This window comes from Polaribacter haliotis, assembly GCF_014784055.1.
GTDB lineage: Bacteria > Bacteroidota > Bacteroidia > Flavobacteriales > Flavobacteriaceae > Polaribacter > Polaribacter haliotis.
Genome location: NZ_CP061813.1, coordinates 473,950 through 490,088, shown reverse-complemented (window position 1 = coordinate 490,088; position 16,139 = coordinate 473,950). Strand labels below are relative to the sequence as shown.

The following is a 16,139-nucleotide window of genomic DNA, read 5'->3' as shown; positions in this document are numbered from 1 at the left end:
AGGAAAGTATTACAAATGTAATACACCTCATAGCTTAGAACAAAATTAAATTAATTAAATTTTTAAAACTTTTATTATGAAAAAAGTAATTTTAACACTTGCCTTTGTAGCAGGTATTACATCTTTAAATGCGAATACGAACAATGAAATTATTAACCCTACCGATTGCCATGCTGAAGCATGTGAGTATTTAGGTTTTGTAGAAGAATATATAGGAGAGATGAGTGAAGCTGAAGCAGAAGCTCATTATCAAGTTGGTTATAATGAATGTATGGGTAATGAATAAAAAAATTTAAAAAATTAGGAAGAGATTTATATAAATCTCTTCCTATAAAAATAAATTATGAAAAAAAGCATCTTACTAATAGCAATATTAATATATAATATAAACATTTTTTCTCAAACGGGAATTATTATATATAAAGTTACTAATACTATAAAAAATAAAGCCTCAAATCCAGAAATGGCGAGAAAAATTAATGAAGAAATAAATCGATTATCTCTAAAACTAATTTACAATTCTGAAAAGTCTTTTTTTAAAAAAGAAAAAAATATTCCATTGTATCCTCTTGAAGCTAAGAGTGCTGCTATTATTGCCAAATCTTACAATAAATGGCATCAATTTAATAATTTAGAGAGACTATCTACTTATTACACGAGCATTTTAAATAAAGACTATAATGTTGATTTTAGTTACAAAATGAGAGATTGGGAATTAAGTAATGAATTTAAAATTATTGATGGTTTTACTTGTTACAAAGCAACAAAAAAAGAAGTATTAAGATTTGGATCAATTATAGAATATACAGCTTGGTATGCTCCAAAAATACCTGTCCCTTATGGTCCTGGAGGTTATGGTGGCTTACCTGGTTTAATTTTGAAATTAGAGATAGGCAACCGCTTTTATTATATGGTTGATAAAATTACTTTAAACCCTAAGAAAAAATTAAAAATTCCTGAACTAAAAAAAGGAACTAAAATTAGCGTTAAAGAAATGATAAGACTAAGTAGAGAAGCTAGAAAAGTTACAAAAGATTAAAAACTTATGAAAATAAATTTTTTCATTTTTCTAATGTTTTTAATGATGTCGAACTTCACGATTTCTCAATCTATCTTAAAAGGAAAAATAATAGACAGCAATCAACAACCTTTAACAGGTGCTAATATCTTAGCTTTTCCAACAAACAAAGGGAAATTGGTCTATTTTGTTAGTGATATTGATGGTAATTATTCTTTATCATTGGCAAAAAATACTACCTATAATTTATCGATTAGTTTTATGGGATACATTACCAGAAAAGAAGTACTAATTGCTCCTAAAAAAGATAGTATTGTAAATTTTATCCTTCAAGAAGACCCTAATAAATTAGAGGAAATTGTAATTAAATACGAAATTCCTGTAAAAGTTAGAAAAGATACCACCACTTACAATGTAGATGCTTTTACAAATGGGAAAGAACGAAAACTAAGGCAGGTTTTAAAAAAATTGCCTGGTGTAGAAGTCGATAAAAAAGGAAATGTAACTGTAAAAGGAAAAAAAGTAACCACTCTTTTAGTGGATAATAAAAAGTTTTTTACAGGTGATACGAAATTAGCTGTAAATAATATTCCTGCAGATGTAATTGCTAAAATAGATGTTATTGAAGATTATCACGAAAACCCTTTTATGAAAGGTTTAGATAAATCTGAAGAAATTGCCATGAACATCAACTTAAAGGAAGACAAGAAAAAGTTCGTTTTTGGTGACATTGAAACAGGTTTGGGTGTAAAAGATCGTTATTTAGTGCATCCTGCCCTATTTAAATACAGCCCAAATATTAATTATAGTTTTATTGGCGATTATAACAATACCAATAAAAAGTCTTTTACACTTAGAGATTATATAAATTTTGAAGGTGGTTTTGATCTCAATAATTTAAGAAGTATCATTCAATCTCCTGTTGTAAAACTTCTTAGAAACCAAAATATTACCAATAGCAAGCATAAATTTGGCGGTTTTAATATGCAATGGCAAATAAATGAAAAGGTTAGTTTTAGTTCTTTTCTAATTGCACTTTCAGATAATTCTGATAGCCGAATGGAAAACTTTAGAAATTATTTGGTAGATAATCTTATAGAGAAGATAAGAGAAGACGAAAATAATGATAAAAATTTATTTTTAGGAAAAATACAACTGCTTTACAAACCAGATGAAGATACCAGAATTAAATATTTTACGAAGTTCGAAACCACGAATATTAAGCAGTCTATACAGAATAATAGAGATTTAGAAAATACAGTTATCAACTTTAATGAAAACAATTTTATTACTTCTAAAAAAATAAAATCTTATGTAAAAGCAGAGAAAAAGTTTTCTACCAATCACACTTCTCAGGCTATTGTAGATTTTGATTTCAATAAAATGAACGACGATAATAATTGGCTTACAAATACCAATATTTTCCCAAATAGCATTCCAATTGACGAAAATAAGAAGATTAATATTTATCAGAATTCTTCTTCTGAAAAGTTCGAATACAATACTGCTTTAAAACATTTTTGGATTCTAGATAATGTGAATCATCTTTATTTTAATGTGGGTAATAATTACGAACAAAACACTTTTACAAATAATTTGCTACAAGGTAATAACCAGTTTAATGACTTTAATAATAATTTAAAACACAATCAGTTTACCATTTTTACCAGTGTTTTATACAAAAAACTAATTGGAGATGCGATTGTAACTGCGGAAATTAAATATCAAAATTACTACAGAACAACTTCTAACGATGGAGTAAACAACTCTTATAAATCGGACTTAATTCTACCAAAAATTGAGCTTGATTGGGATTTTTCTACCAGAAAAGAACTTACATTTAAATACAATCTTACCAATACGTTTCCAAATACAAGGCAATTAATTACAAATAATATTCTAAACAGTTACAATAATATTTATGTTGGAAATACCGATTTAAGAGAGACTTTTTATCATTTTATAAGTCTTAAATATAGAAAATACAGAACCTATGGATGGAGTTATTATCCTGGTATTTCTTATCGATTAAAGTACAATCAAATTCAGAATACTTATAATACAAACAATATTTTTAATGCTATAAATATAGATACACCAAACAAATCTTTAACCACAAATTTTAAAGTTGTTTACAGTTACAAATATTGGAGAGCAACCTTATTGGGCGAGTATAGAAATGCCAATTATGCGACTATCGTTAACAAAAATGAAATTAAATCGATAGACAATTCTTTTTTAACAAGAGCAACTTTTAGAACCGTTTACGAAGACAAGCCAAATATAGATTTTTCTTATTCGCAGACTTATAACGATAATACAAATCCTTTTTTTAGCAGTATTTCTAACCTTTCTAAGTTAGATCTTGCAGCAGATTATGAAAAAGGAGATTGGATTTTTAAAACTGAATATTTGTATAACTATTATAAAAATAATGCAACAAATAACACCAATTCTTTTAATGAATTAAATGCTTCCATTTTTTATCAGAAAGAAAATAGTCCTTGGGCATTTGAAATTATGGGAAACAATATTGGCAACAATACCTCTAAAGTAAGTTCTAGTTTGTCTTCTTTTTTATTTTCTGAAACAAGAAGATATGTGTTTCCAAGAACGTTTTTTTTAAAAGTTATTTATAAACTTTAAAATTATTTGCAACTCTTATTTCTTAGAAAGAAAATAAAAAACAACTCAACAGCAATGAGTTTTAACCCCTTGTAAATATGTTTGTTAAATTGCAAAAACACTAAATAAAAACCTCCAAAGCCTTATTGTAAGAGCTCTCGAAACTCATTGGTTTTATATTTGTATCTGCTTTTTGAGCAGTAAAATAACTAACTAATTTTTCAGTTGGCATATTTCCAGTTAATTCGTCCTTTGCCATTGGACAACCTCCATAACCTTTAATTGCTCCATCGAATCTATTACAACCAGCTTTAAAAGCGGCATCTACCTTTTCGTGCCATTTATCTGGAGTTGTATGTAAATGTGCACCAAATTCTATTTGTGAATATTGTGGAATTAAGTTGGAAAATAAATAGTCAATAACTTCTGGAGTAGAACTACCAACAGTGTCTGAAAGTGATAAAATTTTCACACCCATTTTGGCTAATTTTTCTGTCCAATCTCCAACAATTTCTACATTCCAAGGATCTCCATAAGGATTTCCAAATCCCATAGATAAATAAGCAACTACCTCTTTACTCGTTTTATCTGCAATGGTTAGAATTTTATCTAAAGTTTCTATCGATTCTTCAATGGTTTTATGCGTATTTCGCATTTGAAAATTCTCGGAAATAGAAAAAGGATAGCCTAAATAATCGATTTCTTCGAATTTAGATGCGTCCTCTGCTCCTCTTACATTTGCGATAATTGCCAATAATTTACTATTGGTTTTAGACAAATCTAATTTCGCTAAAACAGCTGCTGTATCTCGCATTTGCGGGATTGCTTTCGGAGAAACGAAACTGCCAAAATCAATCGTGTCAAAACCAACTTTTAAAAGTGAATTGATATACAATGCTTTTTTCTCAGTAGAAATAAAATGAGATTTTATTCCTTGCATTGCGTCTCTAGGACATTCTATGATTTTGACTTTTTTCATTGATTCAAATATACAGAAACTACTGTAGTTCTAAAATTTTTACTGAAATTATTAATTGCTTTTTGGTACTTTCGTTATTCTAAAATGAATATTAAAAAACACATTTTACCAATTATTGTTATTGCGCAGTTTTTCTGTACGTCTCTTTGGTTTGCAGGAAATGGAGTAATTACAGATCTAGTGAATGTGTATCAATTAGAGGCATCTGCACTTGGTAATTTAACTGCAGCAGTACAGTTTGGTTTTATTATTGGAACCTTACTCTTTGCCTTATTTACAATTACAGATCGTTTTTCTCCTTCTAAAGTGTTTTTTATTTGTGCTCTTTTAGGTGGGATTTTCAATTTAGGTTTAACTTGGGAAGACAATAATTTAAATACATTATTAGCTTTTAGATTCTTAACAGGTTTCTTTTTAGCAGGAATTTATCCTGTAGGAATGAAAATAGCAACCGATTATTACAAAAAAGGATTGGGGAAATCGCTCTCTTTTTTGGTAGGCGCTTTGGTTTTAGGTACTGCACTTCCACATATTTTAAAAGCGACTTCTAGTGTTTTTCATTGGAAAAGTGTGTTATACACAACTTCTATTTTGGCTTTTATAGGTGGTTTCTTAATATTCATATTGATTCCTGATGGCCCTTTTCGTAAAAAAGCATCGAAATTAGATATTTCTATTTGCTTCAAAATATTTAAAAACAATAAATTTCGACAAGCGGCTTTCGGTTATTTCGGACATATGTGGGAATTATATGCCTTTTGGACGTTCGTTCCTGTTTTCTTAAAAATCTACTTAAATCTTCATAAAAATGCTGATTTTAATATATCTCTAATTTCCTTTTTTGTAATTGGAATTGGGAGTTTAGCGTGCGTCTTAGGAGGTTTTATTTCAGAAAAACTGGGTATTAAACGTACTGCTTTTGCATCTTTATTATTATCTGGGTTTTGTTGTTTATTACTTCCTTTTGCATTTATGATAGATAATGAAATAGTTTTTATCGCTTATTTGCTATTTTGGGGAATGGTTGTAATCGCAGATTCTCCATTATTTTCTACCTTAGTCGCACAAAACGTAATTTCAGAAAACAAAGGAACAGCATTAACCATTGTAAATTCTATTGGTTTTTTTATTACGATTATTAGCATTCAGCTTATTAGCGTTTTATTTCAAACTTATAGCAACAATAATATATTTTTAATCTTAGCAATTGGACCAATAGTAGGAATTTTTGTTCTTCAAAAGAAATATGAGTAAAAAAATCAGTTTAAAAGAAGCAATGTCTATTGGAATTGGAGGCATGGTTGGTGGAGGAATTTTTGCAGTTTTAGGATTGGCAGTTTCTTTAGCAAAAGGCGCAACTCCAATTTCTTTTTTAATTGCAGGAATTATTGCGTTGCTTACTTCTTACAGTTATGCAAAATTATCTAATACCTTTCCTGATAGAGGTGGAACTGTAAAGTTTATAAATGTTGCTTTTGGGAAAACCATTTTTAGTGGAACCGTTAATAATTTATTGTGGATCAGTTATATTATTATGTTATCACTTTATGCTTCTGCATTTGGTTCTTATGCTCCAAATCTTTTCAAAATTTTTGAATCTTCTACTTTAAATTTTCATTTTTATGCAAGTTTTATTATCATTTTAGCAACTGCCATTAATTATTATAGTATTGCTGTAGTAAGTAAAATTGAATCTATTTCAGTAATTATTAAGCTACTAATTTTATTAAGCTTTATAATTATTGGTTCTTATGGATTAGTTGGTAACGAAAATTTGAGTCAGTTTTCGATAGATAATTGGGAAAATTCCATAAATATAATTGCGGCAGGAATGGTTATTTTTGTAGCTTACGAAGGTTTTGAACTCATTGCAAACGCAGCTCCAGATATTAAAAATCCAGATAAAAATATATCTAAAGCCTATTATTACTCTGTAATTTTTGTAATTATTCTTTACGTTATTATTGCAATTGTTACAATTGGTTCTTTACCTTTTAATAAAATTGCGACTGCAGAAGATTACGTTTTAGCGGAAGCTGCAAAACCAATGTTAGGCAAAATTGGCTTTACAATTATAACAATTGCAGCTTTAATTTCTACTTTTTCAGCCATAAACGCATCACTTTATGGAGGAAGCAGAGTTAGCTTCGAAATTGCTGAAGATGATGAATTACCACACGCATTTACAAGTGTTTTTTGGAACCAACCTATTGGTTTATTAATTACTGCGATTCTTACTTTAATTGTAACAAATACACTAAATTTAGAAAGTATTTCAACAGCTGGAAGTATTGGGTTTTTATCGATTTTTGCAATCGTTAATTTTGCTGGATATCGACTTTCAAGTAAAATGAATAGTAAAAAACTTATTCATCTAACTGGTTTTATTGTTTGTTTAATTGCTTTGGTGGTGCTTATAATTCAGCAATTTAAAAACAATAAATTAGGTATAATTGTTTCTTTTTCTATAATTTTTGGTTGTTTCTTGTTAGAATTTGTTTACAAGAGAAAACTAAATCAAAATTAAAACTGCAATCGCAACAAAAACAATAATTTGTGCCCATTTTAAGTACAAACCTGTTTTTTTATGTTGCTTTAAATATGTTGATACTTTCCCTGCCAAAACAGCTATACTTCCAAAAACAACAAAAGAAACCAAGATAAAAAGAAAGCCTAAAATATAGAATTGGAAGATTGTAGACATTTTTGATGAAAACAAAAACTGAGGAAAAAAAGCTAAAAAGAAAATAGTTACTTTCGGATTTAAAACATTCATTAAAAAACCCGTTTTAAACAATTGAAAGGTACTTTTTTGTGGTACATTTTCTGTAGAAATTAAAATTTCTGCACCGCTTTTATAAACCTGATATGCCAGAAATAATAAATAACTCGCGCCTAAAATTTTAATAATTAGGAATAAATTTTCATTTTCTTTTATAATTGTTGAAACTCCAAATGCTACTAAAGTTGTATGAATGATACAACCTGTCATCAATCCAAAAACGGTTGCTAAACCATACTTTTTACCATTTACAATACTTTGTGTCAATACAAAAATATTGTCTGGTCCTGGAGAAACTGCAAGGACAGAAGTTGCAATTATAAAAGAGATTAATGTTTCTGTCATGAATTATTTTAAAATAGTGACACAGAATTATATGTTATAAAATTGCCACGAATTCACGGAATTTATTTGTTATGAATTGTAATTGATTACTTATAAACTATGTTTGGATTCCTGCCTTCGCAGGAATGACAGAACCTAAATTATAATCTATCCAAAACAACCTTATTAATCTCTTTAATTAAACTTGGACCTTCGTAAATAAAACCTGTATATACCTGAACCAAATCTGCACCAGCATCTAATTTTTCTAAGGCGTCTTCTGCTGAGTGGATTCCTCCTACTCCAATAATTGGAAACGATTTGTTAGACTTATCCGCTAAATATTTTATTACTTTCGTGCTTTGATTTTTAATAGGTTTTCCACTTACTCCACCATTTCCTATTTCTGCTAAACGTTCTTTAGAAGCTTTTAAATTATCTCTAGAAGTAGAAGTATTTGATGCTATCACTCCATCAATTTTTGTTTCTGCAACCAACTCTATAATTTCATCTAATTGAATATCATTTAAATCTGGAGCGATTTTTAATAAAATTGGTTTTTTAATTTTAAAAATATTATTTTCTTTTTGGCAAGCAGTAATCAATTCAACCAAATAATCTTTATCATTTAATTTTGCATGACTTCCCACATTTGGGCAACTTACATTTAATACAAAATAATCTACAAAAGGATGTAATTCTTTAAAAACAGCAATATAATCTTGCGTATAATTTTCTGGTTTGGTATCTGTATTTTTACCAATATTTCCACCAATAAGAACTTTATGTTTGTTTTTCTTTAGATTTTTAATGGCTTCTTCTACACCATCATTATTAAAACCCATTCTATTGATTATACCTTGATCGTCTTTTAAACGAAACAATCTTTTCTTAGGATTTCCAATTTGCCCTTTTGGAGTTACTGTTCCAATTTCAATAAAACCAAAACCGAAATTTGCCAATTCGTTATATAAAACCGCATTTTTATCGAATCCAGCTGCCAATCCAACAGGATTCTTAAATGTTAAACCAAATAAATTTTTCTCTAAGCGTTTATCATTCACCTGATACATACTTCTAAAAACAGAAGCTCCAAAAGGAATTTTACATAAAATTCTAATTAAAGAAAATGTAAAATAATGTACCTTTTCTGGGTCGAATAGAAATAAAATTGGTCTTATTATTAATTTATACATTTCTATTATAATTTACTGTTTTATTTTTAGACTTTCTTAAATTCCAACACTCGACTTCATACATCCTATCGCAAAACAGCATCTAAATTCTTTTCGAATGTTTGCTGTAATTTTTGCATTATTTTATCTATTTGTTTGTCTGCCAACGTTTTTGTTTCGTCTTGTAATAAAAAACTAACTGCATACGATTTTTTACCTTCTGGTAATTTGTCTCCTTCATAAACATCAAACAAATCTACCTCTTTTAGTAAATTCTTTTCTGACTGAAAAGCCAAATTATACACTTCTTTAAAAGCTGTTTTAGAATCTAGCAACAATGCCAAGTCTCTTTTTACAGCTGGGAATTTTGTTAATTCAGTTACTTTAATATTTTTATTTCCTGTTAATTTTAAAATGGTATCCCAATTAAAATCAGCATATAAAACTTCTTGTTTAATTCCGAATTCTTTTAACAAACTGTTTTTTACAACTCCGAAATCTACCAATTTCATTTTTCCTAATCCAAAGGAAATTCCTTCAGAAAAAACATCTAATTTACTTGGTGTCGATTTTAAATTATCGATTCCTAATCTGCTTAAAACACCTTTAATTACTCCTTTTACATAAAAGAAATCCGATTTTTGAGCTGATACTTTCCAACTATCATTTGTTCTATTACCAGTTACAAAAAGTGTTAAATGCTTGTCTTCTTGGTATTTTTCTGAATATTTATGATAAGTTTTACCAAACTCGTAAAACTTTAAAGAATTATTCTTTCTATTAATATTATAAGCAACTGATTCTAAACCACTAAACAATAAAGATTGACGCATTACTTTCAAATCGTTACTTAATGGATTTAGCATTTCTACATTTGCTTGCTCATTAATATTTTCCGATAAAGTTGCGTATTCTGGCTTTGTTAATGAGTTTGCCATGGTTTCATTAAAACCTTGTGCAGTTAATTGGTTAGCAACAACATTTTCAATCTTTGTTTCTTTATTAGAATCAAAAGAAATAGACGTGTTTAATTTATGAGAAAACTCAATATTATTATAACCATATACTCTTAAAATTTCTTCGATAATATCTGCTTCTCTCTGAACATCAGTTCTGTAGGAAGGAATTGTTAATCCTAAACCTCCTTCTGTCTCGCTATTAATTTTAATTTCTAAAGACGCTAATATGTTTTTAATCGTTTCTCTTGGAATTTCTTGTCCAATTAATCTGTAAGCGTTTTCATAAGATAAGAATACTTGAAAATCTTCAATTTTTACAGGATAAAAATCAGAAACATCTGAAGCCATTTTACCACCTGCATATTCTTCAATTAGTAAAGCTGCACGTTTTAATGCATACTCTGTCATATTAATATCAATTCCTCTTTCGAAACGAAAAGAAGCATCTGTATTTAAAGCGTGTCTTTTCGCAGTTTTTCTAACTGAAACAGGATTAAAGTAAGCACTTTCTAAAAAAATAGAAGTCGTATTTTCTGTAACTCCAGATTGCAAACCTCCAAAAACACCTGCAATACAAAGAGGATTTGAATCTCCATCGCAAATCATAATATCATCTGAAGACAATTCTCTTTCCACTTCATCTAAAGTGGTAAATTTTGTTCCTTCTTCTAAAGTTTTTACTAAAATTTTATTGCCTTTTACTTTTTGAGCATCAAAAGCATGTAAAGGCTGTCCCAGTTCATGTAACACATAATTTGTAATATCTACAATGTTATTTTTAGGTGTAATTCCAATCGCTTTTAATCTATTTTGAATCCATTCTGGAGATTCTTTAACTTCTACATCTGTAATTGTAATTCCACAATATCTTGGTGCTTGGTCTTTATCTTCTACTTCTACATCGATTCTTAACGTTCTTTCATCTACATGAAAATCGCTTACAGAAGGAGATATTAACTCTAAATTTACATCTTGCTGTATTAAACCTGCTTTTAAATCTCTTGCCACACCAAAATGACTCATAGCATCTGAACGATTTGGTGTTAAACCAATTTCGAAAACGTAATCTGTTTCTATATTAAAAACTGCTGAGGCTAGAGTTCCAACTGCTATTTCTGCATCTAACACCATAATTCCATCATGGCCAGAACCTAAACCTAATTCGTCTTCGGCACAAATCATTCCATGACTTTCTTCTCCCCTTATTTTCCCTTTCTTAATTTTGAAACCTTCTCCTTTATCGTCATATAAAACAGTTCCAATAGTAGCAACTGGTACTTTTTGGCCAGCAGCAACGTTTGGTGCTCCACACACAATTTGTACAGGTTCACCAGATCCTAAATTTACTGTCGTAACTTTTAACCTGTCTGCATTTGGGTGCTGTACACAAGTTAAAACTTCGCCAACAACAATGCCTTTTAAGCTTCCCTTTATAGATTCTTTGGTTTCTATACCTTCTACTTCCAATCCTAAATCAGTTAATAACTCTCCTGTTTTTACTGGCTCCCAATCTGTTTGTAGAAACTGCTTTAACCAATTGTACGAAATTTTCATATTTTCTTTTTGAAGTTTTCAGGCGCAAATTTACTGAAATTCTCCTTTTTTTAAGCATTTTTAAGCTAAAATTAAAGTTCTATTCTCAATCTAAAGAAGTAGTATAAAATAAATATCTTTGCAGTAAATTAATGCAGTTTCATGTTTAAAAAAATACCCTATTATATAAAATACATTTTTACAAATGTGTTCTTTCTATTTGCTATTATAAGTATTTTTAGAATTATTTTTTACAGTTTTTTTACTGATTTAGAAAATGCTACAACAGCCGAAGTTAGAAAAGCTTTCTTTTTAGGACTTCGTTTCGATTTAAAATTAGCCATTATTACTTTTTTTCCATTGGCAATCCTTGTTTTAATAACAAATTATCGCTTTTTAAAAAATAAGATTTACAAAAGAATTGCTACCATTTACTTATCAATTGCTTACTTAATACTCACTTTATTTTTTCTGTTTGATTTTGGTTATTACGATTATTTAAACATTCGCTTAGATGCTTCTTCTCTTCGATTTTTAACCAATTTGAAAATATCTGGTCAGGTTTTGGTAGAAAGCTATCCTATTTATAAAGGAATTTTTGCATTATTAGTATTGGTTTTTATCATTTATAAGTTTTCGAAATATATGTATAATCGTTTTACTAAAGCTGAAGAAAAACGTTCTAAAAAAGTAAAAGCGCTTTATTTTATCACTACTATTTTATTGCTTTCATTTGGAATTTATAGTAGTTTTTCGCATTATCCTTTAAGATGGAGCCAAGCTTTTTTCTCTAAAAACAATGCTGTTAATCAGTTTACTTTAAATCCTGTTTTGTATTTCTTTGATAGTTTTGCTTACAGAAGTGAAGGCGTAAATATGGAGGAATTTAAAAAATATTATCCTGTTATTGCCAAACATTTAGACTTACCAAAAGATAGAATTTCTTTTGAAAGAAAAGTAGTTTTTGATTCTACATATACAAAAAAACCAAATGTGGTTATTGTAATGATGGAATCTGTTGGTGTAAAACCCATGAGTTTTTATGGAAATCCAATAAAATCGACACCAATTTTAGATTCGTTAGCGCAAGTAAGTGTGAGTTTTCCTAATTTTTATGTGCATAAATCTGGAACTGCAGCCAGCGTTTTTGCAAGTGTTACAGGTTTACCAGATATTGAGGATGTTAGAACTGCTTCTAGAAATCCGTTATTGCAAGACCAACGTATTATTTTCGATCAATTTACTGGCTATGAAAAACTATATTTTTTAGGAGGAAGTGCAAATTGGGCAAATATTAGAGGTGTTTTTCAGGCAAATATCAACAATTTAAAAATCTTTGAAGAAGGAAGTTACAAAACTGAAGAAAGAGCAGATGTTTGGGGAATTGATGATTATGAATTGTTTAAAGAATCTGACCAAGAACTTCAGAAATTAAAAAAAGAAGAAAAACCTTTTGTTGCTTACATTCAAACTGCTTCTAACCACATGCCTTTTACTGTTCCAAATGAAAAAGAATCTTATAAACCTTTAAAAGACAATGAAATTTCTGAAGATTTGTTAGAAAAAAGTGGTTTTAAATCTGTAGCCCAATTAAATGCTTTGCGATATTTAGACTTTAATATTGGTCGTTTTTTAGAACGTGCTAAACAATCTGGTTATTATAATAATACCATTTTCGTGTTTTTTGGAGACCACAATACAGCCATGAAAAGAACGGATTTATATCCAAAAGAATTCGATTTAAATATTCAATTACAACATGTTCCTTTTTTAATTCATGCTCCCAAATTTGTAGCGCCAGAAACAATTTCTAAAAATGGAAAATTAATCGATTTGTTTCCAACAGTAGCAAGTTTAGCGAAGATAAATTACACGAATTATACTTTAGGAAACGACTTGTTAGACAGCACACAAACCAATACTACTTCTTTTGTTTACTTAGGAATAAATGGAGAACCTGCAGTGGGTCTTTTACAAGATAGTTTGTATTATTCGAAAACCAATATTACGAATACAACTAGTTTATTCAATTTAAAAACAAAAGGATTAAAAGATATTAAAGAAGATAATTTGGTAAGAGCACAGCAAATGGATAGTCTTCTTTCTGCTTATTTCCATTCAACAAAGTATTTGTACTTCAATAATAAAAAACGTTAATGTTGCAATTGTTTCACAAAGATTTACACAGAAAAACACAGAAATTTGCAAAGTGGTTATAAAATAAAATCTATTTTAAATTATAATTTGATGCTTTCTTCTTTTAAAAGATATAAGAAAACTTATTTAGCAAAAGAGACCTTGTCTATTTTCTTATAAAGGGTAAAATATAGGTTTCCTAAAATGGTTCCCACTGTTATTCCTACTATAATATCAATAGGAAAATGTACACCTAAGTATAAACGACTGTAAGAAAACAACACTGGAAAGAATAACAATAATGCACTGTATTTGTATTTACCTTTTAGTAATAGGGTTGTGTATATTATAAAAAATGTAGAAGTTGTTGCATGCCCAGACATAAAACTAAAACTTTGTGGATTTATTAGAGTTCTTAGCAAATGATCTATTTCTGGATCGTTGTTGGGTCTTAATCTTTGTGTATAATTTTTAATAAAATTTGTAAATTGATCTGAAAAAGCGACCAAAATAATCATAGATAAAATCATAAATCCTCCACGTTTCCAACCAAAAGATTTTATAATTAGAAAAAAGATAAGAATAAACACTGGAGCCCAATTGAATTGATTGGTTACAAACAACCAAAAAGGATCCCAGTGTTCGTTCCCTAAATTATTTAGGAAAACTAAAATTTCTTTATCTATTTTTAATATTCTGTCTAACAAATTATTTGCCTACTTTTAAAACTTCCACTTCAAAAACAACATCTGCTTTTGCTGGAAATGGCCCATATTTTTGTTCGCCAAAAGCAAGATAATAAGGAATAAAAAAACGAGCTTTCTCTCCTTCTCTTAATGTTAAAACACCTTCTTTAAAACCTGTAATCATTGGTTTTGTTTTATCATCTAACTGAAAAACAAGATTTTGACCACCTTTATCGAAAGTAGATTGTATTTTCTTTCCATCTGCAACGTAAATTGTATAATCTACAGTAACTTCTTTGTTTGCGACAACTTTGGTTCCTTTTGTATTCTTCAACTTTAGAATTCGCAAACCAGAATTTGTTTTGGTTGCTTTGTCCTCGTCCATTTTGGCTAAAAACTCTTTTTTCTTTTCTAAATAAGTTGCGTAACGCTCTTCATCTAATTTAGATTGTTCTGCCAATTTTTCTTTTTTTGCTTCTTCGAATTTTACAAATTCTTCATTAAAAACTTCAGAGGCATTAAAATCTTCTGCTTCTGCACCAATCTTAATTATTTTAATTTTATGAATCGTATCGAACTGAACAATTTTATTAATAACAACCATTCGTAAAGAATCAACTGCTTTAGAAAGAGCTAAAGAATCTGAAAATTGTTTCTTTAACTTTTTTAATTGTGCTGAATTTACAATCGATTTTCCAAAAACACTATGTTTCCCATCTAAATGAGGAATGGGTCTGTGTGTAATAAAAACTTGACTTCCATTTCCATCTGGCCCACCATTTGCCATAGATAAAATTCCTCCATCATCGTGTTTGTAACGTAAATTTCCTAAAGAATCTTTTGGAAATTCATCTCCAAAAACATACCCTGGGTTTCCAGTACTTGTTTCTGTATGATCTCCAACTTGAATGATAAAATTAGGAACTACCCTATGAAAACGAATTCCATTAAAGTATGGCTTTCCAGCGAAAGAATCTGTAACTTTTGTATTAGAACCTTCTGCTAACGCAACAAAATTGGCAACCGTCATTGGAACATCTTTAGTATATAAATCCAATAAAATATCGCCTTTATTTGTTTGAAGTTCTGCATAAACACCTTCTTTTAGATTTTTATACTTCTCTTCAGTTGAACAAGAAACTACTAATACAAAAAGAGAAAAAATAGATAGATACTTTTTCATTATTGCTTAACAATATCTAATAATTCTACTTCAAAAACTAAAGTTGAAAATGGCTTAATATTTTCTCCTCTAGATTGAACACCATATGCTAATTCCTGGGGAACAAAAAATTTGTATTTAGAGCCCACTTTCATTAACTGAACACCTTCTGTCCAACCTTTAATTACTTCATTTAAACCAAATTCAGATGGAGTTCCTCTATCTACAGAACTATCGAAAACTTTACCTTCTAAATTTGTTCCATGGTAGTGTACTTTTACTCTTGTAGTAGATGATGCTGGTTTATCTCCTGTTCCTTCTTTCATAACAATATACTGTAAACCACTATCTGTTGTTACTACACCATCTTTAGATTTGTTTTCAACTAAAAAATCTTCTCCAGCTTTTTTGTTTTCTCCAAATTTTTCTTCTGCTTCTTTTGCAGCTTTAGCTTGTTGCTCTTCCATTTGAGCCATTTGTTTCTTTTGAAAATAAGTGCTTAGAATCTTTTGAATATCTTTAGTTTCAATTAATAAATTTGTAGAATCTTGTCCATTTAAATATCCTTGAATAAAAGCATCGTTGTTTACTTCTTTTAAATTCATTTTAAATTGAGAAGACATGTTTAAACCAATAGCATAACTTACTGAATCGATTTCCTTTTCTAAAGTTTTAACTTCTTTAATTTGTTTTCCACAAGAGAACATTGTTACTGTAATTGCTACTACTGCTAAATTTTTTATTACTTTCATTTTTAATT

General features: G+C 29.0%; 13 protein-coding genes. 6 read left to right on the top strand and 7 right to left on the bottom strand.

The window, feature by feature from the left end; translation table 11 throughout:
• Positions 1 to 76: 76 nt before the first annotated feature.
• The 3 genes from H9I45_RS01850 to H9I45_RS01840 are packed head-to-tail and all read left to right on the top strand — an operon-like array spanning position 77 to position 3,664.
• The gene (locus H9I45_RS01850; protein ID WP_088353635.1) at positions 77 to 286 is read left to right on the top strand and encodes a hypothetical protein; all 210 of its coding nucleotides are present in this window, start codon (positions 77 to 79) and stop codon (positions 284 to 286) included.
• A 57-nt stretch (positions 287 to 343) separates the two neighbouring features.
• Positions 344 to 1,039: a GLPGLI family protein gene (locus H9I45_RS01845; protein ID WP_088353636.1), complete on the top strand. Its 696-nt coding sequence runs from the start codon at positions 344 to 346 to the stop codon at positions 1,037 to 1,039.
• 42 nt (positions 1,040 to 1,081) lie between these two features.
• Positions 1,082 to 3,664, top strand: a complete 2,583-nt coding sequence (locus H9I45_RS01840; RefSeq protein ID WP_176397541.1) for a carboxypeptidase-like regulatory domain-containing protein — start codon at positions 1,082 to 1,084, stop codon at positions 3,662 to 3,664.
• 100 nt (positions 3,665 to 3,764) lie between these two features.
• Here H9I45_RS01840 and H9I45_RS01835 read toward each other — a convergent pair whose 3' ends face one another.
• Entirely contained in the window at positions 3,765 to 4,622 is an 858-nt protein-coding gene (locus H9I45_RS01835) for a hydroxymethylglutaryl-CoA lyase (protein ID WP_088353638.1), read from the bottom strand.
• An 84-nt stretch (positions 4,623 to 4,706) separates the two neighbouring features.
• Here H9I45_RS01835 and H9I45_RS01830 point away from each other — a divergent pair, with 84 nt between their 5' ends.
• The gene (locus H9I45_RS01830; RefSeq protein ID WP_088353639.1) at positions 4,707 to 5,876 is read left to right on the top strand and encodes an MFS transporter; all 1,170 of its coding nucleotides are present in this window, start codon (positions 4,707 to 4,709) and stop codon (positions 5,874 to 5,876) included.
• Positions 5,869 to 7,149 (top strand): APC family permease, encoded by a 1,281-nt coding sequence (locus H9I45_RS01825; RefSeq protein WP_088353640.1) that lies wholly within the window; start codon positions 5,869 to 5,871, stop codon positions 7,147 to 7,149. The genes H9I45_RS01830 and H9I45_RS01825 overlap by 8 nt, the downstream gene beginning before the upstream one ends.
• On the opposite strand, the gene H9I45_RS01820 is transcribed toward H9I45_RS01825, so the two are convergent.
• The 3 genes from H9I45_RS01820 to pheT all read right to left on the bottom strand — a co-directional run bounded on the left by H9I45_RS01820 (position 7,135) and on the right by pheT (position 11,416).
• Positions 7,135 to 7,749: a LysE family translocator gene (locus H9I45_RS01820; RefSeq protein WP_088353641.1), complete on the bottom strand. Its 615-nt coding sequence runs from the start codon at positions 7,747 to 7,749 to the stop codon at positions 7,135 to 7,137. The genes H9I45_RS01825 and H9I45_RS01820 overlap by 15 nt on opposite strands.
• Positions 7,750 to 7,889: 140 nt before the next feature.
• Positions 7,890 to 8,924 (bottom strand): quinone-dependent dihydroorotate dehydrogenase, encoded by a 1,035-nt coding sequence (locus H9I45_RS01815; RefSeq protein WP_088353642.1) that lies wholly within the window; start codon positions 8,922 to 8,924, stop codon positions 7,890 to 7,892.
• 65 nt (positions 8,925 to 8,989) lie between these two features.
• The gene (pheT, locus tag H9I45_RS01810; RefSeq protein WP_088353643.1) at positions 8,990 to 11,416 is read right to left on the bottom strand and encodes a phenylalanine--tRNA ligase subunit beta; all 2,427 of its coding nucleotides are present in this window, start codon (positions 11,414 to 11,416) and stop codon (positions 8,990 to 8,992) included.
• Between the two features lie 141 nt (positions 11,417 to 11,557).
• Here pheT and H9I45_RS01805 point away from each other — a divergent pair, with 141 nt between their 5' ends.
• Positions 11,558 to 13,552 (top strand): LTA synthase family protein, encoded by a 1,995-nt coding sequence (locus tag H9I45_RS01805; RefSeq protein WP_088353644.1) that lies wholly within the window; start codon positions 11,558 to 11,560, stop codon positions 13,550 to 13,552.
• A 122-nt stretch (positions 13,553 to 13,674) separates the two neighbouring features.
• Here the strand turns inward: H9I45_RS01805 and H9I45_RS01800 are convergent, their stop codons facing one another.
• The 3 genes from H9I45_RS01800 to H9I45_RS01790 are packed head-to-tail and all read right to left on the bottom strand — an operon-like array spanning position 13,675 to position 16,131.
• Positions 13,675 to 14,238, bottom strand: coding sequence for a phosphatase PAP2 family protein (locus tag H9I45_RS01800; protein ID WP_088353645.1), 564 nt, complete (start codon positions 14,236 to 14,238; stop codon positions 13,675 to 13,677).
• A gap of 1 nt (position 14,239) precedes the next feature.
• On the bottom strand, positions 14,240 to 15,400 hold the full coding sequence (locus tag H9I45_RS01795; RefSeq protein WP_088353646.1) for a peptidylprolyl isomerase: 1,161 nt from the start codon (positions 15,398 to 15,400) through the stop codon (positions 14,240 to 14,242).
• Positions 15,400 to 16,131, bottom strand: coding sequence for an FKBP-type peptidyl-prolyl cis-trans isomerase (locus H9I45_RS01790; RefSeq protein WP_088353647.1), 732 nt, complete (start codon positions 16,129 to 16,131; stop codon positions 15,400 to 15,402). The genes H9I45_RS01795 and H9I45_RS01790 overlap by 1 nt, the downstream gene beginning before the upstream one ends.
• Positions 16,132 to 16,139 lie beyond the last annotated feature (8 nt).

Bases quoted from the DNA above. Each gene is read 5' to 3' on its own strand.
- H9I45_RS01850 (WP_088353635.1), top strand. From the start codon at position 77: ATGAAAAAAGTAATTTTAACACTTGCCTTTGTAGCAGGTATTACATCT.
- H9I45_RS01845 (WP_088353636.1), top strand. From the start codon at position 344: ATGAAAAAAAGCATCTTACTAATAGCAATATTAATATATAATATAAAC.
- H9I45_RS01840 (WP_176397541.1), top strand. From the start codon at position 1,082: ATGATGTCGAACTTCACGATTTCTCAATCTATCTTAAAAGGAAAAATA.
- H9I45_RS01835 (WP_088353638.1), bottom strand. From the start codon at position 4,622: ATGAAAAAAGTCAAAATCATAGAATGTCCTAGAGACGCAATGCAAGGA.
- H9I45_RS01830 (WP_088353639.1), top strand. From the start codon at position 4,707: ATGAATATTAAAAAACACATTTTACCAATTATTGTTATTGCGCAGTTT.
- H9I45_RS01825 (WP_088353640.1), top strand. From the start codon at position 5,869: ATGAGTAAAAAAATCAGTTTAAAAGAAGCAATGTCTATTGGAATTGGA.
- H9I45_RS01820 (WP_088353641.1), bottom strand. From the start codon at position 7,749: ATGACAGAAACATTAATCTCTTTTATAATTGCAACTTCTGTCCTTGCA.
- H9I45_RS01815 (WP_088353642.1), bottom strand. From the start codon at position 8,924: ATGTATAAATTAATAATAAGACCAATTTTATTTCTATTCGACCCAGAA.
- pheT (WP_088353643.1), bottom strand. From the start codon at position 11,416: ATGAAAATTTCGTACAATTGGTTAAAGCAGTTTCTACAAACAGATTGG.
- H9I45_RS01805 (WP_088353644.1), top strand. From the start codon at position 11,558: ATGTTTAAAAAAATACCCTATTATATAAAATACATTTTTACAAATGTG.
- H9I45_RS01795 (WP_088353646.1), bottom strand. From the start codon at position 15,400: ATGAAAAAGTATCTATCTATTTTTTCTCTTTTTGTATTAGTAGTTTCT.
- H9I45_RS01790 (WP_088353647.1), bottom strand. From the start codon at position 16,131: ATGAAAGTAATAAAAAATTTAGCAGTAGTAGCAATTACAGTAACAATG.